At 66.1% G+C, this 25,584-nt stretch carries 18 protein-coding genes and 6 pseudogenes; 14 read left to right on the forward strand and 10 right to left on the reverse strand.

The genetic code is table 11. From position 1 onward, the window contains the following. Window positions 1-1,319: 1,319 nt before the first annotated feature. Entirely contained in the window at window positions 1,320-3,047 is a 1,728-nt protein-coding gene (locus tag ACQPZQ_RS14620; protein WP_433295924.1) for a sensor histidine kinase, read from the reverse strand. Window positions 3,048-3,228: 181 nt separating this feature from the next. Between ACQPZQ_RS14620 and ACQPZQ_RS14625 the strand changes: the two are divergent. Further along, a pseudogene (locus tag ACQPZQ_RS14625) lies at window positions 3,229-3,410 on the forward strand (transposase); the annotation flags it as partial. Window positions 3,411-3,812: 402 nt separating this feature from the next. Here the strand turns inward: ACQPZQ_RS14625 and ACQPZQ_RS14630 are convergent. After that, on the reverse strand, window positions 3,813-4,733 hold the full coding sequence (locus tag ACQPZQ_RS14630) for a ferritin-like domain-containing protein (RefSeq protein ID WP_433295926.1): 921 nt from the start codon (window positions 4,731-4,733) through the stop codon (window positions 3,813-3,815). A 189-nt stretch (window positions 4,734-4,922) separates the two neighbouring features. Here ACQPZQ_RS14630 and ACQPZQ_RS14635 point away from each other — a divergent pair. The 5 genes and pseudogenes from ACQPZQ_RS14635 to ACQPZQ_RS14655 form a co-directional block, all read left to right on the forward strand. Beyond that, window positions 4,923-5,756 (forward strand): annotated as a pseudogene (locus tag ACQPZQ_RS14635) (cytochrome c oxidase subunit I); the annotation flags it as partial. Between the two features lie 874 nt (window positions 5,757-6,630). Then, window positions 6,631-6,978 (forward strand): GNAT family N-acetyltransferase, encoded by a 348-nt coding sequence (locus ACQPZQ_RS14640; RefSeq protein WP_433295928.1) that lies wholly within the window; start codon window positions 6,631-6,633, stop codon window positions 6,976-6,978. Window positions 6,979-7,201: 223 nt separating this feature from the next. Continuing rightward, window positions 7,202-7,374, forward strand: a pseudogene (gene groEL / locus ACQPZQ_RS14645) (chaperonin GroEL); the annotation flags it as partial. A 175-nt stretch (window positions 7,375-7,549) separates the two neighbouring features. Further along, a complete protein-coding gene (gene msrB / locus ACQPZQ_RS14650) occupies window positions 7,550-8,038 on the forward strand; it encodes a peptide-methionine (R)-S-oxide reductase MsrB (protein ID WP_433295930.1) in 489 nt (162 codons plus the stop codon). 816 nt (window positions 8,039-8,854) lie between these two features. After that, a complete protein-coding gene (locus ACQPZQ_RS14655) occupies window positions 8,855-10,138 on the forward strand; it encodes an IS256 family transposase (protein ID WP_433292910.1) in 1,284 nt (427 codons plus the stop codon). A gap of 466 nt (window positions 10,139-10,604) precedes the next feature. Here ACQPZQ_RS14655 and ACQPZQ_RS14660 read toward each other — a convergent pair whose 3' ends face one another. Beyond that, entirely contained in the window at window positions 10,605-11,606 is a 1,002-nt protein-coding gene (locus ACQPZQ_RS14660) for an LLM class flavin-dependent oxidoreductase (RefSeq protein WP_433295932.1), read from the reverse strand. Between the two features lie 496 nt (window positions 11,607-12,102). Beyond that, a pseudogene (locus tag ACQPZQ_RS14665) lies at window positions 12,103-12,237 on the reverse strand (IS5/IS1182 family transposase); the annotation flags it as partial. A 535-nt stretch (window positions 12,238-12,772) separates the two neighbouring features. On the opposite strand from ACQPZQ_RS14665, the gene ACQPZQ_RS14670 reads away from it, so the two are divergent. The 4 genes from ACQPZQ_RS14670 to ACQPZQ_RS14685 all read left to right on the forward strand — a co-directional run bounded on the left by ACQPZQ_RS14670 (window position 12,773) and on the right by ACQPZQ_RS14685 (window position 16,530). Next, window positions 12,773-13,492, forward strand: a complete 720-nt coding sequence (locus tag ACQPZQ_RS14670; protein ID WP_433295934.1) for an FAD-binding oxidoreductase — start codon at window positions 12,773-12,775, stop codon at window positions 13,490-13,492. A 430-nt stretch (window positions 13,493-13,922) separates the two neighbouring features. Further along, window positions 13,923-14,831, forward strand: a complete 909-nt coding sequence (locus tag ACQPZQ_RS14675; protein WP_433295936.1) for a MetQ/NlpA family ABC transporter substrate-binding protein — start codon at window positions 13,923-13,925, stop codon at window positions 14,829-14,831. A gap of 11 nt (window positions 14,832-14,842) precedes the next feature. After that, complete coding sequence (locus ACQPZQ_RS14680) at window positions 14,843-15,874, forward strand: methionine ABC transporter ATP-binding protein (RefSeq protein WP_433295938.1); 1,032 nt, start codon at window positions 14,843-14,845, stop codon at window positions 15,872-15,874. Window positions 15,875-15,930: 56 nt separating this feature from the next. Continuing rightward, the gene (locus ACQPZQ_RS14685) at window positions 15,931-16,530 is read left to right on the forward strand and encodes a methionine ABC transporter permease (RefSeq protein WP_433299207.1); all 600 of its coding nucleotides are present in this window, start codon (window positions 15,931-15,933) and stop codon (window positions 16,528-16,530) included. Window positions 16,531-16,692: 162 nt separating this feature from the next. Here the strand turns inward: ACQPZQ_RS14685 and ACQPZQ_RS14690 are convergent. Continuing rightward, window positions 16,693-16,773, reverse strand: a pseudogene (locus ACQPZQ_RS14690) (hypothetical protein); the annotation flags it as partial. A gap of 104 nt (window positions 16,774-16,877) precedes the next feature. Here ACQPZQ_RS14690 and ACQPZQ_RS14695 point away from each other — a divergent pair. Further along, entirely contained in the window at window positions 16,878-17,969 is a 1,092-nt protein-coding gene (locus tag ACQPZQ_RS14695; protein ID WP_433295940.1) for an IS630 family transposase, read from the forward strand. A 105-nt stretch (window positions 17,970-18,074) separates the two neighbouring features. Here ACQPZQ_RS14695 and ACQPZQ_RS14700 read toward each other — a convergent pair whose 3' ends face one another. Next, the gene (locus tag ACQPZQ_RS14700) at window positions 18,075-19,412 is read right to left on the reverse strand and encodes an NF041680 family putative transposase (RefSeq protein WP_433295942.1); all 1,338 of its coding nucleotides are present in this window, start codon (window positions 19,410-19,412) and stop codon (window positions 18,075-18,077) included. Between the two features lie 130 nt (window positions 19,413-19,542). Continuing rightward, window positions 19,543-20,448, reverse strand: a pseudogene (locus ACQPZQ_RS14705) (IS5 family transposase). A 182-nt stretch (window positions 20,449-20,630) separates the two neighbouring features. On the opposite strand from ACQPZQ_RS14705, the gene ACQPZQ_RS14710 reads away from it, so the two are divergent. Next, complete coding sequence (locus ACQPZQ_RS14710) at window positions 20,631-21,146, forward strand: hypothetical protein (protein ID WP_433295943.1); 516 nt, start codon at window positions 20,631-20,633, stop codon at window positions 21,144-21,146. A 67-nt stretch (window positions 21,147-21,213) separates the two neighbouring features. Here the strand turns inward: ACQPZQ_RS14710 and ACQPZQ_RS14715 are convergent, their stop codons facing one another. After that, window positions 21,214-21,486, reverse strand: coding sequence for a hypothetical protein (locus tag ACQPZQ_RS14715; protein WP_433295945.1), 273 nt, complete (start codon window positions 21,484-21,486; stop codon window positions 21,214-21,216). Window positions 21,487-21,536: 50 nt separating this feature from the next. Here ACQPZQ_RS14715 and ACQPZQ_RS14720 point away from each other — a divergent pair, with 50 nt between their 5' ends. Beyond that, window positions 21,537-21,848 carry a hypothetical protein gene (locus ACQPZQ_RS14720; protein ID WP_433295947.1) on the forward strand — a complete coding sequence of 104 codons (312 nt, stop codon included), beginning with the start codon at window positions 21,537-21,539 and terminating at the stop codon, window positions 21,846-21,848. 355 nt (window positions 21,849-22,203) lie between these two features. Here the strand turns inward: ACQPZQ_RS14720 and ACQPZQ_RS14725 are convergent, their stop codons facing one another. After that, complete coding sequence (locus ACQPZQ_RS14725; protein ID WP_433295949.1) at window positions 22,204-23,037, reverse strand: DUF6602 domain-containing protein; 834 nt, start codon at window positions 23,035-23,037, stop codon at window positions 22,204-22,206. A gap of 72 nt (window positions 23,038-23,109) precedes the next feature. On the opposite strand from ACQPZQ_RS14725, the gene ACQPZQ_RS14730 reads away from it, so the two are divergent. Next, window positions 23,110-24,078 carry a hypothetical protein gene (locus tag ACQPZQ_RS14730; protein WP_433295951.1) on the forward strand — a complete coding sequence of 323 codons (969 nt, stop codon included), beginning with the start codon at window positions 23,110-23,112 and terminating at the stop codon, window positions 24,076-24,078. A 359-nt stretch (window positions 24,079-24,437) separates the two neighbouring features. Here the strand turns inward: ACQPZQ_RS14730 and ACQPZQ_RS14735 are convergent, their stop codons facing one another. Next, window positions 24,438-25,574 (reverse strand): AlbA family DNA-binding domain-containing protein, encoded by a 1,137-nt coding sequence (locus tag ACQPZQ_RS14735; protein WP_433295953.1) that lies wholly within the window; start codon window positions 25,572-25,574, stop codon window positions 24,438-24,440. Window positions 25,575-25,584 lie beyond the last annotated feature (10 nt).

Here is a 25,584-nt window from a genome sequence, read left to right on the forward strand (position 1 = left end):
TGCAGTCCCCGACCGCGCTGGCAGAGCGCCGGCGTTCGAAGCGCCGGTGTTTCGCGGGGATGGTGGTCGCCGGGTGCGATCATTCGCGCGCCGTACCGATGTTTCGGGCCCGGGGGACCGTGAAAGATCTTGAAGGATCCACGGCTTCGAACGCAGAGACAGGTGAGGCAGATCCGTGGTCGGGGAGCAGCGAGATATGTCGGAAGTAATCCTTCCTGTCGGCCATGAAGGCGGAGCGCGGAACGGGGGCGTTCCGGTGTGACCTTGAGGCGTGCTTGCTGTTCGGCACGGTGCTTGTGGGCCGGCCACAGGTGCCGTCTGACCCAGGTTGCAGCGACGACACGTCCGGCGCCCATGTCGCGGCACGCTCCAGGCAGGGTGAGTTAGGCCCAGATCAAACCGGCCGCCGGGTCAGCGATGGCTGCACCAGTGGTAAGCCGGTTGCGCCTGCGGTCCGCGGCCTACGGCACCATCACTGTGTGGCTGACGGTGAGCGCGTACGTCCGGCTCGTGGCGTTGGCGGTGCGGCGGGCGATCCGCCGGATCCGCGGCGAGCCCGGCCGCCATGCTGCCCCGAACGCCCGAAGGGCGGATTCGCTCCCACCGAAAGGCTGGCACCCCCTGCAGCCGGCCGTGATCAGCACCCCGGCGCACCCCCGCCCCGCGTCCCCAGCTCCTGAGCAGAGCGAAGCTGTCTGCGCCTGCCGGCCCGGCTCCGGGGAGGAGGCCGGGTGCTCGCCGACCTGGATCAGGCCATAGGGCCCTCTCGAGCGAACGACAGCGCTCCGGAAATCTCTCGGCCGCAGAACCGACCGGGTGGACGAGCTTGCCGCTGATGATCTTCGTTAGTTTCACTCGTGGTCTCATTAGGCGCCGTCCGCTAGCTTCGGCTGGCGCGATCAGGTGTGGCAGGTAGGAACGGGTACGACCCGCCACGGACGCCCGTCCGCAGATCTCGAAAGCGTGCGGTCCGAATCCAACACAGGGGTGTGGCCGGCCGGCCGAGCCGTGATCACTTTGACACTGAGCTGGGTGGTGTAGCTCGGTCCGGGTGAGGCTCTGCGGTTCAGATCATGCCGTCATCAGCTCGGGGGTGGCTACCTTTGCTGCCGGTGGTGGGCTGGCGAGCCGGGCGCCGGCGCGCAGCCCGGAGGGCGGCGGCACACCCATCCGCTCCAGGGCGTCGGCCAGCCGACACCGACTGGCACCCGCACGGTGGGCCATGTCGTCTGGCCCCGCCTACGGGCGTCGAGGTCGGCGCGGAGTCGCGCATCGCTTGCAGGAGAGCTGCACCTTCGCACCAACCCGAAGGTTAAAGATCAAAGTTTGAGAGAACGCGACCACGGCTGCACCACTTGCGCGCTGTTTGCGGCGCCTGGGCCTGCCGCACCTGCCGCGGTGGGGCTGGCCTGCTCCACCGGGAGCTGAACCTGAAGAGTGGTGCCCTCTCCGGGCGGGCTGTGCAGCGCCAGGCGACCGCCGAGCGCCTCGACCCGATCCTTGAGGCCGGTAAGACCGGAGCCGCGCGTGACGTCGGCGCCGCCGCAGCCGTCATCGCGGACGCGCACGTGCAGCACGCCCTCACCTGCGGCCACCTGGACCTCGGCGGCGGTGGCGTGAGCATGCTTGGCCGCATTGGTCAGCGCCTCGGCCACCACGTAGTAAGCGGCGGTCTCGACCGGCTCGGCCAGCCGCCCCTCCACCCGGGCATCCAGCCGGACCGGGACCGCAGAGCGGTCGGCCAGCGCCTTCAGCGCGGAGCGCAGTCCACACTCGGCCAGGATGGTCGGGTGCAGGCCGCGGGCGATCTCGCGCAGCTCCTCCAGCACCTCGACCAGCCCAGTGGCCACCTCGTCCAGCTGCCGCACCAGCTCACCGACCCCGGACGGCGCGGCCGGCCGCACGGCTCGTAGCTGCAGAGTGAGGGAGACCAGATGCTGCTGGGCGCCGTCGTGCAGGTCGCGCTCGATCCGCCGGCGGGTGGCATCGGCGGTGGCCACGATCCGCGCCCGGGAGGCGGCCAGCTCTGCATGGGCCTCGGCGTTGGCGATGGCGGTCGCGGCCAGCTCGGTGAACCCGCTCAACCGGGCCTCGGTGCCCGCCGGCAGCGGCTCCTCTTGCGTAGATGACACGACCATGACGCCCCACAGGCGGCCCGCGACGCTGACCGGCACGCCGACAGCCGTTCGGACGCCCAGCTCGCTGGCGACCTCGCAATCCGGCCCCGGGGCGTCGGTGGAGCTGTCGATCCGCGCGGGACGGCCGGTCTGGAATACCAGCGTGTACACGTTCCGCCCGCCGGGGCTCAGCCGGGTCCCGGCGGGGACGGCGGCGCCGGTGCTGCTCCACGTGGCGACCAACCTTGCCGCGCCATCGGGCTCGTACCGGGTCATCCACGCGTGGTGGGCGCCCAGCAGTCGCCCGGCTTCCTCAGCGACCGCGGCAAACACCGCCTCCGGCGGCGCCGCCCGGGCCACCAGCGTCGCCACCCGCCGCAGCGCCGCCTGCTCCCCTGCGAACCAGCGCAGCTCCACCCGCGCCTGTGAGTTGGCGATCGCGGTTGCCACCAGCTCTGTGAACCCAGCCAGCCATGCCTCGGAGTCGGCCGGCAGCTGCTCCCCTTGCGAGGATGCGACGATCATGACGCCCCACAGGCGGCCCTCGACGCTGACCGGCACGCCCACGGCCACGCCGTAACCGAACTCACGGGCGAGGTCGGCGACGGCGCCCGGGGCGTCGGTGGAGCTGTCGATCCGCGCGGGACGGCCGGTCTGGAATACCAGCGTGTACACGTTCCGCCCGCCAGGGCTCAGCCGGGTCCCGGCGGGGACGGCGGCGCCGGTGCTGCTCCACGTGGCGACCAACCTTGCCGCGCCATCGGGCTCGTACCGGGTCATCCACGCGTGGTGGGCGCCCAGCAGCCGCCCGGCTTCCTCAGCGACCGCGGCAAACACCTCCTCCGGCGGCGCCGCCCGGGCCACCAGCGTCGCCACCCGCCGCAGCGCCGCCTGCTCCCCGGCGATCCGGTCGCTTAACCGAGTAACCATCGGGCCTCCGCCCCAGCGGCAGCCACGCCGCCTCCTCACCAGACGCCCACCAGCGCCGCACGCTCACAGCCAGAAGTCCGGCGGCGAACCGTCCGGCTGGACATACCCAGCCACCTACCGCCACCAGCCGGATCCGGCCGCGCCGATCACATCGCCACCACCTGCCTGACCAGCGGCGAATACTCAAACGGTACTGCAAACTGCCTTGAACGAGGACATGTCCGAGCATCTCGGACATGAGAAGGGTGATCGTGCGGCGGCACGTACAGGAAGCCTCGCAACGGTGGCTCGCCGAAGACGGTCCGTACCGAGGTTGGGCCGGTCGAACTAGGGCTACCGCGTGATCGCGCCGAGGAACCAGTATCGATGCTCGTCCTGTGGTGGAGTCCATGTCTACGGGTCGGAGCGCGGCCGGAGGTGTGGTTCGCCTAGCACCCAGCGGTTCAGCTGGGGGGTGAGCAGCGGTAAGGACGCTCGACGAGTAATTGGGCACCCTCGGTCAAGCCTGCGCGGCGCCCGCTGTCCACCACTCGCTCTCCGGGATCCCGAGCTGAGCGGCGGCGCTGGTACGCGAGCAGCGAGGATCGCGTCGACCACCGCCCGCCGCGGGTGTTTCTCGTCCGGGCATCGGTCCACCGGAACCGAGACAGGCGGGTGATCACACAGACACGCCGAGCCCTCTCAAACACGCATTCGCACCCGACTGAGCTGCCTCGCTCGCTCCATGAGCTTTCCGTCGGCACGGCTGAATGGCGGAGGCAGAAACTAGCCCGCGGCGGGCCCGGTGCCTTGGACGATGTCCCCATTGAGTCCATCTGGGTAGAAGCCGCCGGAGGAGCCTGCTTGGGAATCAAGGTAGACGATGTTGAGGATCTGCGCGGCGCTCCTGCCGAATGTACGGCCGTACTCATCGGTGGGAACCAGGTTGGCCTCGTCCTTGGTGCCGAGATCCTGATCATCGTCAGCGGGGCCGCTGACCGCGTTGCGAACCGCGGAGATCTTGTGCACGGCGTCGAACACCGAGTCATCCGCGAGCCCTTCACTGAACAGCGTGGCCCGCACGATCCCGGCGTGGTAGGCCTCGGTGGCCAGCAGGCCTGCTGCTGCATCCAGGTAGGTCTTGTTGGAGATGAACGGTGCCGCACCCTTGAACGCGGTGACTCCTACATCCTCGAAGAGGAAGGCAGCGAAGAGGAAGTTGCGGTCGTTCGCATAGGCGTCGAAGATCTCTCCGGGCTTGATCAATCCGGCCGCAGTCGCCGCGGCGGTAAAGCTGTGGTCAAGGGAGATCCGTGGGCGCGCAGCGGCCGCGTCACCGAGTGCGCCGCGGAGGAACGCAACGTGGGCTCGCTCGTCCATGGCGATCTCGCGGGCGATGTTCTTGATCAGAGGACTACGGAAGGCGACCTGTCGGCCGCCGGACACCTGGCCGGGCGTCCCTGTCCCACCTACCATGTCATCGGGCAGTCCCTGACCTGTTGCGCCACGAAGGTAGAACTCCGCTTCGAGGTACTCCAAGTTGAGCGCGAAGTTCAGGATCGAACCGTCACTTGGCCCTCCTTCTTCTGCCGTGGTCGTCGGTGCGCCGGTGGCGGTTTCGGCGACCATGCTGGTGAGCTTGGCGCGATCTTCCGCGGTTTCGGCGCTACGGTTGATGGCGTCGTCGATGAAACGGTTCTCAGACATCCTGACTCCTGTGTTGCTCGGTGATGACGGTCGCGCCTAGAGGCAAGCCGCTGTGATCTCAAATCGGCTGTCGAGACCACCGCTACCTACCAAAAGAAAAAGGAAGAACGTGGCCCAGTTCAGCTCGAAGTACGCGTCGTAGGCCGCACCTCCTTAGGAACATGTTCAGCCAGGTGGGACGCGACGCGCTGGGCTCATCACTTGTACGCCACCGGAGCTGTGCTGCTGGCGTTCTTCTCCTTCACCACGTTCCTCATCGCGATCCCCACCGGGATCAAGTTCGTGAACTGGATCGGCACTCTCTGGAAGGGTCACCTGACCTTCGAGACGCCGATGCTGTTCGCGCTGGGCTTCCTGGTCACGTTTTTGCTCGGCGGCCTCACTGGAGTTCTGCTGGCCTCGCCGCCGGTCGACTTTAACGTCTCGGACACCTACTTCGTGGTGGCGCACTTCCACTACGTGTTGTTCGGCACCATCGTGTTCGCCACCTACTCCGGCATCTACTTCTGGTTCCCGAAGATGACCGGCCGCATGATGGACGACACCCTCGGCAAGATCCACTTCTGGCTCACCTTCGTCGGGTTCCACCTGACGTTCCTGGTGCACCACTGGCTGGGCGCCGAGGGCATGCCCCGCCGCTACGCCGACTACCTGCCCACCGACGGGTTCACCACGCTCAACACGATCTCCTCGATCGGTGCGTTCGTGCTCGGTGCCTCGACGCTCCCGTTCATCTGGAACGTCTTCCGCAGCTACCGATACAGCCGTGTGGTGACCGTGGACGACCCGTGGGGCTTCGGCAACTCGCTGGAGTGGGCCACCAGCTGCCCGCCGCCGCGGCACAACTTCACCGAGCTGCCGCGGATCCGCTCGGAGCGTCCGGCGTTCGAGCTGCACTACCCGCACCTGCTGGAGCGCTACCGCCGCGAGGCACACGCCGGCCACCAGGCCGCCCCCTCCGAAGTAGCAGCTCAGGCCACGGCGCAGGAAACGCAACCCAACTCAGACCCACGATCACGCTGACGGAGACGCGGTGTGCTCCGCGGAATCACTGGAGGCTCGGCGTACTGCGATCCGGCCCCGACACTTCTGGAGGGAGGGGAAGTCTGATCCTCAGACCGCTCCTGCGGGGGATCTGGCTGCCTATGCCGTGCCGGGGGATGCCAACCATCGCATCGCGATCGATGTCATGTTCGGCAGCCCCCGGTGTCGAAAGTCGGCGATCATGCGCTCGAGTATCACGGCATCGACCGATGCGCGGCGCCGGGAGCGCTCTCGGATTTGCGGGGAACAGGCCTCGCCGTGCGCAAGATCGATCTCACCATCGAGGTCTCCTCCCGGGCGGTGAGGTCTCAGGCTTCCTCCACGAGGCTGTCGAAGTGGGAGACGCGGTTGAGGTGCGGGGGCGAATCGGCGGCCACTTCACCCTGGTACCGACAACCCGCACTCGGGGTGGCCGGTCGAATCGTGCCGGTGATGTCGATGCTGCGCGTGCAGCTCCTCGGGTCGGCGCACCGAGACAACGGTGAAACAGGTCGGCCGCCCGAGCATGCGGGCGTCCCCTGACCAACTGGTGGAGGTCGAGCGCGGCGCCGAGATATAGCCCGCTAGTCGAGTCAGCGCGGACCGAAACGCGGCCGTTCAAAACGGTCCCGTTACGTTCCGCGGTCCGTGCTGCTCTACCCTTTGGACGTGGGGTTGGACCTATAACGCCGTGCAGCGGAGTTATACGATGACGACGGCATCGACGGGACCACGACCCTGAGATTGCTTTGCCCTCGCCGATTCGGCACAGGATGGGGGCTTTGCTGACGCGCGATGGCTCCTGGCCAGACTCGAGCCGCCCAAACCGGGCAGCGAAGATCGAACTGCCCTAGGAAATATTAGGAGAAACCAAGTGAACCCCGAGATGAATGTGCAGAAGAACAGCGACAGCGGCTCGTACGAAGCCGTGGTTAACGGACAGGTTGTCGGCATGATCGTCTACCACGCACCGAGAGGCGATCAACGCGTGACGCTCACCCACACGATCGTTGAGCCTGAGTACCGCGGCCGAGGGGTCGCAACCCGGCTCGTCAAACACGCCCTGGACGATCTACGAGCGCAAGACCTGAAACTCACCAACTACTGCCCCTTCGTGGCGGACTACATTGCCGACCACCCTCAATACAAGGAACTCGTCGACAGTCGCTTCCCGGGCCGCGCGAGGGTACCCGACCGCGCACCGCGCGAACGCGCCAACTGACGAACGCCCGTGGTCGTGCATTGGACTAGACAGTCCGAGTTTCAAGGGTCGGGCGACGCTCCGTCGCGGCGACGAGCTGAGTGATACGGCCTTGCGGGCGTGCCTCGAAAGCCGGCCTCAACTCCGGGGCCCTGTAGGGGGAGGCGGCTCGCACGTCCCGCCGCGATGCCGAGCCGGGGCTGCGGGGCCTCGTCCAGACCCCTCGGGCCCTGCCGGCGGCCTGTTCGAGGGCCTGGCCCTGGAAACGGTGACGAGGCCACCGGCGCCAACATCGTCAAGGTCGCCCTGGAGGCCCCGCTCAAGCAGATCGCGGTCAACGTCGGCCTCGATGGCGGCGTTGTGGCGGAGGAGGTCCGCGGACTCACCGCTGGCGAGGCCCTCGACGCCGCTACAGGCCGTCTATAATCGGACTAGGAAGTCCAGTCGATCTGGCAGGCTGCTTGCCACCTAGCAGGCAGCGGTTGCGATCAGGAGGGGTGTGAGGCCAACTAACCCGTTTGGGCAGCTGATCTCTGGTCGGTCAGGCAACCATTATCGCGATGCAACCTATAGCGAAAACGGAGGAGATGACATGAAGCCGGAGTACGGTAAATCGCCGGAGGCCATCGCTCGATTGACCTCTGAGCAGTTCCGTGTCACTCAGGAGGGCGCAACCGAACGCGCGTTCAGTAATGCTTATTGGGACAACAAGGAGCCGGGCATTTACGTGGACATCGTGTCCGGGGAGCCGCTCTTTGCCTCTATCGACAAGTACGATAGCCATACGGGCTGGCCGAGCTTCACAAAGCCGATCGTCCAGCGCAATGTGGCGGAGCTCGACGACCGGAGCTACGGGATGCGCAGGGTCGAGGTTCGATCCACTCATGCAGACAGTCATTTGGGACACGTCTTCGATGATGGTCCGCGCGACAGAGGTGGGCGCCGTTACTGTCTCAACTCCGCCGCACTGCGGTTCGTGCCCCTGGCTGACCTAGAGCGCGAAGGGTACGGTGAATACCGCGAGCTATTCAGCGCCGAAAAGGAGGGTGACGCTGACGACCCGCCGTCCGGCGTGAGTTAATCTTGGAGTCGCGGCGTTGCGAGACCTCGGCAAGCCCGCCGAGCGGCAGGCGGCGGAGCAACACTGTTGCCCGCCCAAGTCGGACCACCGGGCCGGCCCGTCTCGGGCATATCCTGATCTCCCGGGAGAACCGCACCCCGACGGCCTAGGTCCAAACTGGGCCCCGCCCGATGGGCGGATCGAGGTGGTCACGCCACCTGGCTGTAGACGCTGAATGCCACGAATGGCCAAAACCGGGCAGTGTCCTTCTTCGCGGGCACGTGCATGCACATGCTCGCCCACTTCCCGGCGGCGGACTCCCGGGACGCGCGGGCTGCTCTGACTGTGGAGTCGACCGGCTCCGAGCTGCGCCGGCCGGGCGGGTTGTTCGTCCCAGAGCTGCGCGCCCTTACTGCGCTCCGCACTACTGACAGCCGCGACGCGCATGCCTCCTGGTCGATGATTGGCGTGCCTAGGACTCGCGCGTTGGGGCCTCAGTCGTGCGCGCTGGTCCCGGAGCCGCAGCGCACTACTTCGCAGATCTACTTGAACACCTACCCGCCTGCGTGAGCGATGTTCACTCCGGCCCTATTACTCAGCCCGGCCTGCCAGGAGCGCAGCGACCGTGTCTTGCCTATCTGCATCCGTACGCGCCGACTACAGTGGTCTTCAGAGAAGACAGGGCGGCCACCACAATCAGGCTTTCACCCGTGGAAGCCGATGTGCTGGAGCAATGCTTGAAACCTGTGGATCACGAGGGTGGGTCGTACCCTCCCGGTGATCTTGAGGCTCTCAAGCAAGGCCGGCGCGCCAACGCCGGTCGGGAAGGTACGACCCGTGCTCACCGTAGTTCCTGGAGCTGCCGACGCCGATGACGACCGCCGGTGCGGTGGTGCGTCGTTGATCGACGAGCTCGTCCGCGAAGGCGCCCGCAGGATGCTGGCCGAAGCACTGCAGGCCGAGGTCGACGACTACATCGCCCGCCACATCGGCGAGCGCGATTCCAGCGGGCGCCGGCTGGTGGTGCGCAACGGCTCCCACCAGGCTCGCGAGGTCCTGACCAGCGCCGGGGCGGTGGAGGTGATCGCGCCTAGAGTCAACGATCGGCGCGTCGATCCCGAGACGGGCGAGCGGGCCCGGTTCTCCTCGGCGATCGTGCCGGCTTGGTGCCGCAAGACCCCGAAGGTCACCGAGGTGCTGCCGCTGCTCTACCTGCACGGCCTGTCCAGCGGAGACTTCGTGCCCGCCCTGGGGCAGTTCCTCGGCTCCTCGGCCGGCCTGTCGGCGCCGGTGATCACGAAGTTGACCGAGACATGGAAGGCCGAGCAGCGCGCGTTCGCCACCCGGGATCTGTCGGGTGTGGACTACGTCTATCTGTGGGTTGACGGGATCCACGTCAACATCCGCCTCGAGGAGCACAAGCTGTGCTTGCTCGTGATGATCGGCGTTCGCGCGGACGGGCGGAAGGAGCTCGTCGCGCTGACCGACGGCTACCGGGAATCTATGGAGTCCTGGGCGGATCTGCTGCGCGACTGCGCACGGCGCGGTATGCACGCCCCGGTCCTCGCGATGGGCGACGGCGCGCTCGGGTTCTGGGGCGCGCTGCGCGAGGTGTTCCCGACCACGCGGGAGCAGCGCTGCTGGTTCCACAAGATCGGCAACGTTCTGGGTGCGCTGCCCAAGAGCGCGCATCCCGGGGCGAAGAAGGCCCTCGCCGAGATTTGGAACGCCGAGGACAAGCAGCACGCCCTCGACGCCGTCACGTCGTTCAAGGCCGTCTACGGCGCGAAGTTCGGCAAGGCGGTCGCGAAGATCACTGATGACCTCGAGGTGCTGTTGGCGTTCTACGACTACCCGGCCGAGCACTGGATCCACCTGCGAACCACGAACCCCATCGAGTCGACCTTCGCGACCGTGCGGCACCGCACGAAGATCACTCGCGGTCCCGGCTCACGCGCGGCCGGGCTCGCGATGGCGTTCAAGCTCATCGAGGCCGCCCAGGACCGCTGGCGAGCGGTCAACGCCCCGCACCTCGTCGCGCTCGTCCGCGCCGGCGCGGTGTTCGTCAACGGCAAGCTCGTCGAACGACCCGACGAAACCCATCAACCCGAAGCAGCCTAAAAGATCTTCATCCACAGGTCTTGACGATTGCTCATGTGCTGTGTCGTGTGAACGTACCGGGCAGACGATCACGCAACCGGCCTGTCCACGGGCGTCTGGTATTTATGCGTGCACAGTTCGCCGACCCGCGCGAGCGTCCGCAACGTCGAGCAGCTGTTGGACCTGGGTGACATGCACACCGCGAGCGATGAGCCGCGGGTCCGATGTAGCCGACGCCAACGATGAGCGCGGTGGCGGCCCCGCAGGCGAGCGAGTCCTGCAAGGCGAACGTCCCACCCATGGTGTGCAGGAGATGGACGCCGTCGGCCGGCCCGAGCGCGCCCGGTCTGGTACCCACCGCAGCCCTTGTGTTGATCCTCTTCCTTCGACAGAAGCATGATCAGCCAAGGGGTGCGTCCATGATCACCCGGGTCGACGCAGCGGCGGACGCCTGACCACCGAGGTTAAAGAGCAAGCTTAGGAGTGCTCAGGAACGCACGGCGTCTGCGAATACTTCCAGTTCGCGGCGGATGTCCGGGCCGGTCGGCTGCAGCTGGACCTCGGTGACTCCTTGCTCGGCCAGTGCCCGCACGGCCGGGCCGAACTCGGTGACCGGCGCGGTCCACGTCGTCTCGGTCAGCGAGACGTACCCACCCGCATCCCAGGCTGCCAGGTCTGCCTCGTTCATCTCCTGGACGTGCCCCAGGTGGATCGCCAGGTGCCGCTCCCGCTCCGGGACTCGCTCAATGACGTCCAACCACGCCTCACCGCCGGGCATCTCGCGTACCGCGTCCGCGCCCTGCATCGTGTACACGAAGTGGAACATGCCGCCCCACAGCGGGCCCGCGGCAAGACGGACACGCTCGTCGGTGACCTTCTCGCCCTCGTCCATCGGGGTCCCCATGATCACGAGGCTCGCCCGCTTCCAGCGCTTAAGATTCTCCGTCGGTCGCAGCATGCCGAACAGCCCGTCGGCGCCGACCCGACGGGCAACCGCGTCACCCTTCGGACCGATGGCACCGACCAGCAGCGGGACCCGCAACGGAAGCTCCCCCACCAAGTCCGACGTCAGCAACAGCTTGATCAGAGCCCCCTCCCACTCCGCGGACTCGCCACGCAGGAGCGCCTGAAAAACCTGGATATACTGCTCCATGTAGGACCACTTGATGGTCGGCTGACCCGTGGCGGCGCGGCTCGAAAAGCCGGTGCCGAACGCCACGCTCACACGGCCGGGCGCCAACTGGTGTAGCGAGATGGTGTTCGCGGCATTCACCAGCGGGTGGCGCAGGCTCGGCACGAGCACCCCCGGTCCGAGCCCGATGGTGCTCGTCCGCTCCGCCGCCCGATGCAGCTGCACCCACACGTCGTCGCCCTGGAACGGCGTATCGAACAAGAAGGCGTGCGAATAGCCGAGTCCCTCGGCCCATTGGATGTACTCCGGCGAACGCCGCGTCGGCGGCAGGGCAACATTGATCGCAAGATCAGTCATCGGGTGCTCCACTTCTTCCCAGGTGTTCCATCGGACGCTGCACCTCCGGTCCACAGCCGGACTCCTGCCCTGTCTGTCCGAGGTGCTGGCGACGCACGTGAGTCGGGCGACGCGGCTCCGTCACCGCTGCCCACCGCCTACTAGTCCGAGAGGCGCTCGGCTTTCCAGACCGGCCAGCCGGCAGACGAACCGACTCTCTTGGGCCCAGGCAGGCCAACCATCTCCGTGACTCTTCGAACTGTCAAGTCCACTTTCTTGCCCCGGCCACCTGGGTTCCGCAGCTGTCGGCGGGTGAAAGTGCCCGATTGTGGGGTCTGAGCTGGAAACGGGTCGGCCTGGTGACATGTCGTGTCACTAGGCCTAGGTGTTGTGCCTGGTCAGCGCGTTGCGGGCTGCTCGGGGTCGAGATGCAGGATCCGCGGCGGCAGCGCGAGGTCGAGGGCGGTGTGTAGCCGCCGGACCTCGGCGCTGGGCTGGCTGGTCTAGCGGAACACCCCGGCCGGGCCCCGGTCAGCTCGCCCGTGCGCTTGGCCCGCACACTCACGCTGTCGAGCGCGGCTCTGGACCAGTCCAGCAACCCGTGCTGGCCGAGCCGGTCGAGCACGCTGCGGTGCAGTCGTTCCCACACCCCTGTTCTGTGGAAGGAACCCGAAGCGGATCAAGCGGTGGCCGTGCCATGTCTCGACGACACGCCGCACGAGCTGCACAAACCGGCTCGATCCGGTAGCCCGAGGTTAAAGATCAAGCTAAATGTGGCGAGCTGAAGCTGTTCGCGCTCCCGGACGCCGTCACGGCTGGACTTGACAGTCCAGTAGAGTTTCGCTAATAGTCGACTGGGCCAGGCCGTCGCAGGCCTCCGCGCAGGCGTCGCCGTCGGCCCGTAAAGATCTCAAAATAGGAGCTCGGATGCCCTTAACGTGGGGCTTCGCCGCCTGTCGTCGTGGCGTGCGCGACTCACGACTGCCTCCCGTGCACAACGGCGCGAGTATGGACGTATCGGTCCAACATGGCGAAGCGTTCACGCCGACGAGGTCGCACGCGGGTTACACCATTGACGTCGCACTTCAGGGTCTTACCGGGATGACGGCCTGGGCCGCGTGTGACGTCAACGGCACGCCCTCGAACGACATCTACGGCGGCCCCCCGTGCCGCTACCAGGAGGATTGATGACCACCGCAGCCGCCGAGCCGCCAGGACTCGGGACGTGGCAGGCGGCCACGGTCGTCCGGGTCCGTCAGGAGACCCCTACCGTCAAGACCTTCACTCTGGAGTTGCCCGAACCCCGCCCATTCTGGGCCGGTCAGCACTTCATCGTTCGCCTGACCGCACCCGGTGGGTACCGGGCCCAGCGGTCGTACCCGATTGCCACCGCGCCGTCGGATTCGCCGGAGATCGATCTCACCATCGAGATCCTTCCGGGCGATGAGGTCTCACGCTTCCTCCACGAGGTTGTCGAAGTGGGAGACGTGCTTGAGGTGCGGGGGCCGATCGACGGCCACTTCGTCTGGTACCGACAACCCGCACTCGGGGTGGCCGGTGGATCCGGGATCGTGCCCGCGATGTCGATGCTGCGCCACGCCCGCATGCTCGGGCAGCCCGACCTGTTTCGCCTCGTTGTCTCGGCGCGTCGGCCCGAGGAGCTGTACTACGCCGCCGAGGTTCAGGGGCCGGACGCGACGATCGTCTTCACCCGCGCCGCGCCGGACGGGCACGTCCGCCCTCCGGGACGTCTCACGGCCGAGGACCTCGCCTCGGCCATGGCCGAGGAGCGCGACATCTACGTCTGTGGCTCCAGCGCGTTCTGCGACGCTGCCACCCGCCTGATCGCATCCGCCGGGGTGCCGAGCGAACGAATCAAGGTCGACCGAATCGGATTGTCCGGATGACCGACCCGTGCACCCAACATCAGTGCCGAATCGCTGGACGAACACGGCCGACCACGACGTTCTCATCTGCTGCGGCTACCCCGCTGACGACCTGAATCGACATGTAGCTTCGTTCGGAGCTGCGTGCCGCGCTGCCTTTCGCATCACCATCGACTACTTCGCCGGTTGTGGCACCAGCATGAAATCTTGCCTGGAGGACTGTGTGGCTGACGCCCCGGCCGATCTTTTACTGCGTGCGTCCACAAAGGCACCGACGCTCCCCAGCCGCGGGCACGGTGTGCCGCGGGATCCGACGGCGGTGGCTGCACTTGCCCGGCTGCGGCGCGGGGTGGACATCCCTCCCCGTCGTTCCGGGCGTCCTGTCCGGAGTACTGATACTTCCGCGCGGGCCGCCTAACAGGCGGCTCACGCGCCGAAAGGATTCCCAGTCATGCGACGTGCTCGTCGAGCACTGCTCGTGCTCCTGTCCGCTCTGCTCCTGCCTGTACTGATGCTGGGGGCTGCATGCTCAGCACCCGGCTCGACCCCAGCCGGCGGGTCCGGCGGCGCCCCGGTCGTCACCATCGGCGTGGTTGACGCCAGCGAGAACTACTGGAACGTCTACAAGGACAAGGCTGCGGCCAAGGGCATCACCGTGCAGTTCGTGAACTTCACCGACTACGACCAGCCCAACCTCGGGGTCTCCCAGGGCCAGTTGCAGCTCAACCAGTGCGTGCACCTGCAGTACCTGGCGAATTACAACGTCAAGAACAACGACACGCTGGTGCCGATCGGGGCTACCGCTGTCTACCCGCTGCCCTTGTACTCGGTGAAGCACACCTCGGTCGACCAGATCCCACGGGGCGGCCAGATCGCGATCCCCGACGACCCCACCAACGAGGCCCGGTCGCTGCTGGTTCTGCAGGCCGCCAAGCTCATCACCCTCCGCGGGGGCGGCGACTCGCTGTCCACGACGAACGACATCGACACCGCGGCCTCGAAGGTGACCGTCCTGCCGGTGGACGCCGCGCAGACCGCCGCGAACCTGGCCAGCGTGGACGGCGCGATCGTCAACAACAACTACGCCACCGCCGCGAAGCTGGGCACGGACAAGCGGATCTTCGCCGACGACCCGAACTCGGACGCGTCGAAGCCCTACATCAATGTGTTCGTCGCCCGCGCCGCCGACAAGGACAACCCGACCTACCGCGAGCTCGTCGCCCTCTACCACGACTCGGACGTGGAGGCGGCGATCCGTGCCGACCTCGGCGAGGACACGATCTTCAAGAACAACGACGCCGCGGACCTTCAGGCCGAGACGACGCGGATCGAGGATGACATTCGCAAGACAGGCAGGTGACCGTGGCTCCTGTGATCAGCTTCCGGGGCGCAGCCAAGGCGTTCCCGGGGCCGCGGGGATCAGATGTGCTGGCCGTCGACCACGTCGACCTCGACATCGAGGACGTCGAGATCACCGGTGTCATCGGCTATTCCGGGGCGGGCAAGAGCACGCTGATCCGGATGATCAACGCCCTCGAGCTGCCAACCGCGGGCACCGTCACCGTGGGCGGACGGGTCACCGGTGAGCTGGGCGAACACGGCCTGCGCGAGCTCCGCAGCGAGGTCGGGATGATCTTCCAGCAGTTCAACCTGTTCTCCTCACGTACCGTCGCAGGCAACGTCGGCTACCCGCTACGGATCGCCGGCTGGCCCCGCGACCGTCGCCGAGAGCGGGTGGCCGAGCTGCTGGAGTTCGTCGGGATCTCTGACAAGGCCCGCCAGTTCCCCCACCAGCTCTCCGGCGGGCAGAAACAGCGTGTCGGCATCGCCAGGGCACTCGCCACCTCGCCGCGGATCCTGCTCGCCGACGAGGCCACCAGCGCCCTGGACCCTGAGACCACCCGCGACGTCCTCGCCCTGCTTAAGCGGATCAACCAGAAGCTCGGCACGACCATCGTGGTGATCACCCACGAGATGGAGGTCGTCAGCTCCATCTGCGACAAAGTCGCGGTGATGGAGCAGGGCCGGTTGATCGAACACGGCCCGGTCTACGACGTATTCGCCGACCCGCAGCAACCGGCCACCCGCAGGTTCGTCCACAGCGTGCTGCACGACCGCCCGTCCGGTGAAACCCTCGCCCGGCTGCGTGAGCACTTCGGCGGCCGGATGGTCACCGTCTGGGTGCGAGACGACCCTGGTGCTCGCGCGGCACTGTCCGGTGCCCTCGCCGCACACGAGGTTCACAGCACGATCGTCTACGGCGGGATCCGCGAACTGGCCGAGAAGCCGTTCGGGAGCATCACCTTCGAGCTCACCGGCGACGACGGCGCGATCGACGCGCTGGTCGCCGACCTCGCCGCGCACACCCGGGTCGAGGAGATCCGGGCGGAGACGGTGTCGTGAGCAACTGGGGCCAGCTCACCCCCCTCCTGTGGCTCTCGTTCCAGCAGACCGTTTACATGGTCTTCTGGACGATGCTCATCGCCGGGCTGTTCGGGCTCGCGCTCGGTGTGGCCCTCTACGCCACCCGCCGCGGCAGGCTGCTGCAGAACGCGCCCGCATTCCACGTGCTCAACGTGCTGGTCAACATCATCCGGCCGATCCCGTTCATCATCTTCATCACCGCGGTCGGGCCGCTGACACTGCTCGTCGTGGGCACCACGATCGGCACCCGCTCGGTGCTGTTCCCGATGTCGGCGATGGCCACGTTCTTCATCGGCCGGATCGTCGAGCAGAACCTCGTCTCGGTCGACCCGGGGCTGATCGAAGCCGCCCGCTCCATGGGCGCCAGCCGGTTGCGGATCATCTGGAGCGTGCTCGTTCCCGAGGCGCTCGGCCCGCTGATCCTCGGCTACACGTTCATCTTCGTGGCGGTCGTCGACATGTCGGCGCTGGCCGGCTACGTCGGCGGAGGCGGGCTGGGCAACTTCGCCATCACCTACGGCTACCAGCAGTTCAACTGGCCGGTCACCCTGGTCACCGTCGTGATTATCATCGTGATCGTGCAGGTGGCACAGCTGCTCGGAAACTGGCTGGCGCGCCGCGCTCTGCACCGGTGAGCTCGTTGAACGATCGGTACGGTCGCCCGCCAGGTCGGGACCGATGTGCCGTTGATCCGTCGGGCCGACGCGCAGTCCCCGGCCCCGTGGGAGCCGGCGGGGGCGCACGGATCCGAGGGAGCGAACAGCCCCAGGCACACCAGCCTGCGAGCGGTCGAGGCGGTAGATCGCGCTGCTGGGATGGATCTGCAGGGACCGTGCGCACTCGGTGACGGAGCTGCGGACGTCGGCGAAGGCCTGCACGGTCGCGGCGAGGGCTGGATTGCTGCAGGCGACGCTGGCGCCCCGCGACAGCAGGGCTTCTAGTCTCCTGAGTCAGGAGTCTTGTTCAGATGTAGCTTGGAGAGGTGACACGGACTGGGCGGCCCAAGGCCGAGTTGACCCTGTCGGAGGTGGAGCGAGCGGCGTTGGAGGGATGGGTGCGGCGCCGTTCGACTCCACAGGCGTGGGCCTTGCGGTGCCGGATCATCCTGGCGTGCGCATCCGGCGCATCGAACAGAGACGTTGCGGCCCAACTCGGCTCGACCTCGCATGCGGTGGGTCGGTGGCGGGCTCGGTTCGTCGAGCACCGGATCGCCGGGCTGGGTGACATGCCACGCACGGGTGGCCCCCGCGCGGTCACCGACGAGCAGGTGGCCGCAGTGGTCACCAAGACACTGGAGTCGGCACCGAAGAACGCCACGCATTGGTCGACCCGGGCGATGGCGAAAGAGATGGGGTTGTCGCAGTCGAGCGTGTCACGAATCTGGCGGGCGTTCGGTCTGCAACCCCACCGGTCGGAGTCGTTCAAGCTGTCCACGGACCCGTACTTCGTCGACAAAGTCCATGACGTGGTGGGGCTGTATCTCGATCCACCCGAGCGGGCCCTGGTGTTCTGTGTGGACGAGAAGAGTCAGATCCAGGCTCTGGACCGCTCCCAGCCGGTGCTGCCGATGATGCCCGGTGTTCCACAGCGAATCACCCATGACTACGTGCGCGCGGGCACCACGACACTGGTCGCCGCCCTGGAGGTCGCCACCGGGAAGGTGATCGGCTCCCTGCACCGCCGGCACCGGACCGAAGAGTTCAAGAAGTTCCTCGTCCGCCTCGAGAAGGACCTGCCGGCGGACCTGGACATCCACCTGGTGCTGGACAACTACGCCACCCACAAGACTCCGGCCATCAAGACCTGGCTGCTGGCCCACCCCCGCTTCCACTTGCACTTCACCCCGACCGGATCGTCCTGGCTCAACCTCGTGGAACGGTGGTTCGCCGAGCTGACCAACAAGCAGATACGCCGAGGCGTCCACAAGTCCGTCCAGGCCCTGGAGACCGACATCCGCGCCTGGATCGCCGCATGGAACACCGAACCGAAACCCTACGTCTGGACCCGGACCGCCGACGAGATCCTCGAACGCCTTGCCAACTATCTGAACAGAATTCCTGACTCAGGACACTAGCTTGAGTTTTAACCTTTGCGTCGTGGGCGCGGGGTGTGGGTTTTGGTTGGCTTGGTTGTTGTCGCGGTGACTATGTGCACGTCGTGGCGGTCGGCTGGACGGCTATTACGGCGTCCCGGCGGGCGGCCTGGGCCGGGAGGGTTTCGGCGCATTGGTTGGACAGCCAGCCTGTGGGCGGAGGTGCCGAAACCCGCGGCGGACGCGGGCCGGGGTGAGCCGGTCCGGTTGGGTGGGTTTCTCCCACGGACGCCGCAGGTCCACAGCCAGCCGACGAGCCAACCGGAGCTGGGTGTAAGCGGCCAGAGTCAGCCAGGTCCATCGATCCGCCGCTTCGGGGGTGCGTAGCTTCGGGGCGGTCCAACCCAGCGTCTGCTTGAAAAATCGGAAGGTGTGCTCGATATCGAACCGGCGCAGGAACGCTTGCCATAGTCGATTCACATCGGACACCGTTTGCTTGATGCGGGAGTACCACAGCCACACCGGTTTCGGGATCGCGCCGGAGGGTAACCGCGCGACTTCCAGACGGATCACCGTGCCTTCCAGGATCGGGAGCTGCTCGGCGTGGGCGATCCAGGCGGTGCGGCGTGTCAGTCGCGGGTGCAGCCGGTCCCACGCGCGTGCGGTCGCCGGGCCGTAGAGGCGGGTGTCGGTGTGGGTGGTGATGGCCGGTTGGCCCCAGGTGGCCGGGTCGCCGAAGACGAACTCGCCGCCGTGCCGGCGGGGGCGCCCGATCGTGCCGGGCGTGTGGGGTGGGGTCGGGCGGCGCACGACCCGGTCGGAGCGCATCCGCACCAGCACCGCGACCGGGAGGTCGTCGAGCAGGAATGTCAGGCGGGGACCGTCGTAGCCGGCGTCGGCCACGATCAGGATGTCGGGGTCGCCGGGCCGCCACTGCCCGGCGGTGATGAGGTCGGTGATGACCCGGCGCAGTTGGGTGGCGGTGACCGCGGCGGCGTCGTCACCGGGGGCCAGTCGTTGGGCGTCCAGCGGCGCGGTCCAGGAGTGTCGACCGGTTTCCAGGGCGCAGACCAGCGAGTAGGGCCAGCCGGGGACCATGATGTGGGTGTCTTTGCCACGGCCGTAGGTATGGCACAGCACCCGCGCCGGTGAGGTGTGAGCTTCCGGACGCAGCCAGCTGGTGATGTCCACGGCTAGCACCAGCCGCCCGTCCGCTGCCTTCGGCAGGGGCACGGTGGCCAGCGCGCGGCGCAGCCGGGCGATCTCGACCCGCCCGTTCGCCAGGGCGCTGTAAAGGCTGCCGTGCCCGCGTCGATGTTCGGCGGCCAGCGATGCCTCGACCAGCGTGCGTACTGGCCCGTCGCAGCAGAGCACGGCATCAGTCAGCTCGAACAGGGCATCGGCTCGCCGAGACAGACACGAGTAGAACTCGCGCCGGAACGCCGACAGGTGCCCAAGCGCCACAACGGAGTCGGGGTGGTGCAAACTGATCAAGTGAAGCCCTTGGAGTGATCGTCTTCTCTCAGCAAGAAGCATGATCAACCAAGGGCTTCACCCATGATCAACCGGGTGTGCCGTCGACCACCCAGACGTTAAAACTCAAGCTAGGCCGTGTTCAGGAAGTGGCGCGGGCCAGGGCGCGGAGCCAGATGTCGATCGTGGCCACGTGCAGGGTGGCGGCGTAGCGGACCTGCAGCTTGAAACGGGGTGCGGCCGCTCGATGTTGTTTGAGCAGGTTGATGCCGCACTCGACGGCGTGGCGGTCTCGGTAGGCGTCCGGGTCGAACCTTGGTGGCTGTCCGCCGCGTGAGCCCTTCTTGACGCGGTTGGCGGCCTGGTCGGCCTTGACCGGGATGGTCGCACTGATCCCGCGGCGGCGCAGGTAGGTGCGGTTCGCCCGGGACGAGTACGCCTTGTCTGCCAACACCCGCTCCGGTCGGCTGCGCGGGCGCCCGACCCCGGGGCGGGGCACCCGGATCTACTCCAGCACCGCAGTGAACTGTGGGCTGCCGGCGCGCTGACCGGCGGTGAACACCAGCGCGACCGGCTTACGACCCTGCTCACACGCTAGATGGATCTTCGTGCTGAACCCGCCGCGAGAGCGGCCCAACCCGTGATCGGCAGGTTCGTCACCGGGCGGCTCGACCTGCTGATCAGGGTGGTGGCGGGCCCCGGCGGCGTGCTGGTGGGCCCGGTCGATGGTGGAGTCCACCGACACCTGCCAGGTCAATAGTCCGGCCGCGTCGGCGAAGCCCTGCAGCGCGATCCAGATCCGCGCCCAGGCCTGCTCGCGCTGCCAGCACCGAAACAGGTGATAGATCGACTGCCAGTGCCCATAGCGCTCGGGGACATCCCGCCAGGGCGCGCCGACCCGGACTCGCCATCGGATGCCGCTGATCAGCTGACGGCGGCTCCACGTGGCTGGCCGACCAGGGCGTTTTCCCGTCGGCAGCAGCGGTCGCAGGATCCGCCACTGCCGGTCAGTCAGGTCTTTGCGCGCGCCGATGGATAGTCTGAGCATCGAGGTTGTCAACGACGGCTGAACCTGAATCCTGACCCGCTGGTTGCGGGTGAATGTTGACCCGCCTCTGACGATCATGAGGTGCTGAGGGTGGAGGATTTGGCGGAGGTCCGTCGGTTGCACCGGTCCGAGCAGATGCCGATCCGGGCGATCGCGCGGCATCTGGGGATCTCGAAGACACGGTGAAGAAGGCGCTGGTCAGCGACGTGCCGCCGCGGCATCAGCTGCCGCGGAAGGGCTCGATCGTGGACGTGGTGGAGTCGCAGGTCCGGGCGTTGTTGTCGGAGTTCCCGACGATGCCCTCGACGGTGATCATGGAGCGGATCGGCTGGACGCGGGGTCGGACGGTGTTGTTCGACCGGATCGCTGAGCTGCGGCCGTTGTTCGTGCCTGCGGACCTGGTCTCGCGCACCGAGTACCGACCCGGACAGCTGGCTCAGTGCGATCTGTGGTTCCCGCCGGTCGACGTCCCGGTCGGTGCCGACGAGCACGAACGGCCGCCGGTGCTGGTGATGGTGTCGGGTCTGCGGATCACGACCGCGCGGATGGTCCCGTCTCGACAAAGCGAGGACCTGCTGGCCGGGCATTGGGTCTTGCTGACCGGCTGGGGCGCGAAGCCACGGGCACTGGTCTGGGATAACGAGTCCGCGGTTGGCTCCTGGCGAGCGGGCAGCCCCGCGAGGCCCACGGCGGTTTGAGGTAGGGCTTGGCCCGCTCGTAGGCCGTGGCTGACGGACGCCCGTCTCTCGGGCGGTTACCGCCGCGTCAGGCTTCCTCGTCGTCCTGGGGAAGGTAGGGGCGGGCCCAGTCATGGGCGGTCATCTGCGGGATCCCGGTCAGGCGCCCGATCTGCGGCCAACTCAGCCGCTTCCGCTGATACAGCGCAGCGAGCGCACGCCCGATGCCTTCCGGAGCTGACTTCCGCAGTGCTCCCCAGGTGGCGATCAGGCCCACGAGCTCATCGTCGGACAGCGTCTCGACGTCGCGGGACAGCAGACGTGCCAACTCGGCGACATCGTCGTCTCCCGGGGCGGTCACCCTGAAAGTCTCAGGAGACAGGACCTTACGGTTCCCGTAAGGTCACTCCTATGGGCAGCACGAGCACCGGCATCAGCTACGTCTACTCGGTTCACACCACTCGGCCCGACGACATCGGGGCCGTCGAAATCCTGTTCACCACCGAGCGCCAAGCGGTGGAGTACGCCAAGGACCGGTCGAGGGATTGGCGAGTCCTCGCGGCATCCGTGACCCGGTTCGTGGTGGGGGAACTCGGGACTCGCCATCCGGTGGTTTGGTTCGTCGACGGCGAGGCTCAGCCCCACCGCAAAGCGCGGCCCGGCAGGCTCTACCCGTCCGCCGCTGCCGATGCTCTACCTACGGTCTTGCGGGAGACCACATAACGACCATGACCACGGGGGCGCCAGCGGGCAGGCCCTCCATGACGGCGTGATAACGCTGCTCCATGACCCTCAACTCCACGAGCATCAGCCCGGCCCCTCCCACACGACAGTCGTCGCGGAAAGCAGATCCGGGGACGGGAGCGTTACCCATCAACTGAAGCCAGCGTGTCACCCATCAAACGGAGCCCGACACGGAGCCCGAACCTGAGCGCCACAGTGCCACAGTGTGCGTGTTCAGACTCTCGATACCTGTTTAAGGTGGCGGCTTGCCGCCGCGCCGCTTCCCGCCGGCCGGGGCGTGCGGCCTCCGGCAGGTCCCCCTCCCGCACGCGGCCAGCCGTCGACTGTCGGAGCGCTAGCCTGCCGGGAAAGCCTGGTAGTCAACTGGACCGCGGACAGTCGCTCCATCCCAGAGCGGATCGTTGGCTGCATACGGAGTCAGGTTGAAGGGCGACATGTGCGACCTGCTCATGAGCGTGCTGATTGTTAGCACCATGTTCATGAGTACGTCGACGCTTTCCTCTGGCCTCGCAACGGCTAGGTGCAGCCCCTCGGCCGCGTGCATATGAGGGACAATTAATTTCGGGTCCGTCCACGTGTAGGAGCCCTTCCCGAGGACCCAGACGGCATCAATCCGCTCATCATAAGGCTGAAGTCGGAGCCGACGAATGAATGCATCTGACATCGTCATGAGGTCGCCGCTGTCGTAGGCGAAGACAAATCCGAAGACAGGGCTATAGCCGTTGTATGTGCGGCCGTAAATCTGTGTAATCTTTGTGAACGGCTCCTCGAAGTACGAAGTCTTCGGCATGCGCTTCAATCGGGCAATGGAGTCGATGGATTTCGTCAGCTCGGCGGCGGTGAGGCGGCTTTTGACTTCTATCACGCCATAAACACACTCGATCGGCAGAATGCGGTAGCCGCTCCGACTGAACAGTGGCGGTGCTGAGGGGTCGTAGATGACGATGTCTGTCTGGCCGCTGACCTGGCCATCGGCAGAAATAATCTCGCTTGAGCCTGCTGCCCGTACTGTATCGGGGAGGTATTTTTTGAGGAACTCGAGAAGGTCGCCTTCGCGGACTGTCCCCTTTGATGCATTGTGGTGAATCAGTGAGCTGTCGTCGAAGTCTGAGCGCATGCGTCGGGCGGCTGCTGCGAGGATGCTGGCGAGGAGCGACGGTTCCGGCATGCCAGTACAGTACCCAGGCGGTTGCTGCCGCCTGCCGAGGTCTGTCGTCGGTTGCCCTGTCATTATCACGACGTGGCCACCATGTCCTCGCACGAGGAGCGCGAAATCCGGAGCTACGTCATGTCGCAGCCTCACGCGGCCGGCGATGCTGTCAACCTCGTCCAGAAGGTCGGTCGGCGCCGTGTGGGGGGTGGGGACCATGATTTGTACGACGTCTGGATGGACAGTGGGCGCAGGTTCTGGGTGATAACCAATATGACGTGCCTGTACGCGCAGGAGGAGTTCAACGATCTAGAGCAGGTCTTTACCTACCATCTGGGGCGCAATCAGATACTACATGAGCAATTTCGGCCGGAGGTGGTCGGGAATCCAATCGACGCACTGCCGAAGCCATGGCGAAAGTATGCGAGTGCTGTCAATGCGATGGCCGAGGCCCTGGAGTCGGAGGATTTTCAGGCTGTAGGTATTAGGTGTCGCGAGGTCGTGCTGGCGCTGGCTCGCGAATACCAGAACGAGGACTGGGTTGTAATCACGGGGGAGCGACCCAAAGTCGCGGACGCGACCGGATGGATAGATCTCTACGTAAACAGTCTGACGGCGAACAAGAAGCCTCGCGCTTACGTAAAGGCGCTTGCCGACCGGGTATGGGACCTGGCCGTGTGGCTGCAGCACTATTGGGACGCTACTGAGTCGGACGCAGAACTAGTGCTCGGTGCTACCCAGCAGCTAATGAGAGCTTTTCAGCTCCTCCTAGCACGGCACGCTGAGGGAGTACAGGTGAGATGTCCTGACTGTGATTCTTATCGAGTCGTCGAAGAGACTGGCGAGCTGGTCGAGGTTGACGGCAGTTGGGGAACCTATTTGCACGACGAGTGCGCCTCTTGCGGTTGGACCTCGGAAGCTGAGTTTGACGAGTGGGAAGTCGGTCGGTTGAAGCGCTTCATCGCATACCATTCTGGTGAATGGGGTCCTCAGATTCGGCTGTTCGACGAGTTGGCGCCGGCCGACGAGGTTGACGGCGGTCGTGGAGGGGCGACCTGAGCGCAGGCGTGCCCTCGCCAGGCGGGCAGATCTCCTGGATGGGGGCGTGCCATCCCGACGACCTCCGGGAGGGCTACCATCCGAACGCTCGTGGGCAGAGCCCCGCAAGGTCGGGTCGGGCGTGCGTCAAGGGCGGCCCACGAGCGTCGGTGCGGTCGGGCTACGCCACGTCGAGCTCCTGCTGGTTGTTGTTGGGGGAGGTCGGGTGTCGCGTCGGGGTACTGGCTCGGGTCCGGTGGTGATCGCGGTTGATCCGCACAAGCGGTCCTGGACTGCCCCCGTACCAATAGCGTGTATGGGCGAAGGTCGCAGTGGTCGGGTCGTTCCAGCCGTGGACCTTGGTTCGAGGGTCGACCACCCTACATCTCGCTGCGACCGCGAAGCAGGGCGCGACCTGCCGCAAGGGTCGAGTGTATGGCCGGTCCCGAGATCGGGATTGAGTCCTCGCCACGACGCCGGACAATGGAGATAAAGCCGCCTTCGTAGCGCCCGTTAACGATCGCGCCATGTACAAGGAATGGCTTATTCTCCTCTTGCTGCGGAGGGACGTACATGCCGATCAGTTTTATGTCACTTCCAGTCGTGAAGAGTTCGACGCGTAGATCGTCGATTGGAGGAAATACCCGCTTATCGATGATGTCGCGATATCGGCGCGGCGTTCGAGTGTCGATGGTCGTGCGAGTAAGGCCTGATATTATTTCCTCCCTGCTAACCCGTTTGGTCCGCATCCCAATAATAAGCAAGCCGCCTTGTTCGGCATTTGCGAAGCGTGCAACGTCCTGTGCGAGTTCCACCTTGTCGCTTAGGCTGTCCAGGTTGTAGGCAGCTGATTTCACATCTAGCCAGCTTGATTCCATTTGGCCGACAAGTGCATCACCGTGTCCCCCCTGAAGGAGTCCCCATGCCGTAAAAGGCGACAGATTCGCGCCGCCCAGCGCGGAGATGAGCCCAGATACCCGATTTCCGAAGTTGAAAGCGTCGCGAACGACCTTGCCTCTAGCTGGGAACTCAATTCGAATGTCACAGGATGAATCGCGTGACCCACTAATTACTTCAACTCGTAAGACCTGACCGCCGATAAGTGCTGCTTGCGGCTGAATTAATCTTGCAACATCGGCCGGCGACGTTGGTCCAGAGACAGTGCTTAGTGTCCGCACTGCCAACCGGCCAGCAGGAGTGAAAACAATGGAAACGTGGCTCGCTGGCGACCATTTGCGGTCAAATTCATCGGGAGAGACAAGTGAGATAAGAAGCTCTTCGAGGTCGTTGTATCGCATGTTCGTCACGTCGTCCAGTTCCGGGTGGACAGTCTCGCCCTTTGGGGCGCGAACCTCATGACTCCTCGACCAGAGCCGCGCCAGTGCGCTGAGGCCAACCTCGGCAAAGTCCTCCAATGTGACAATCAGCTCTTCGCCGCCATTGCCCCGAATGATTCGACCGGATTCGAGGACTACTTCGTTGTATTCGGTAAGCTTAACAGGCCGGTCCATCATCATGACGGCGATC

This window comes from Pseudonocardia sp. CA-142604 (assembly GCF_050948475.1).
GTDB classification, from domain to species: Bacteria; Actinomycetota; Actinomycetes; order Mycobacteriales; family Pseudonocardiaceae; genus Pseudonocardia; species Pseudonocardia alaniniphila.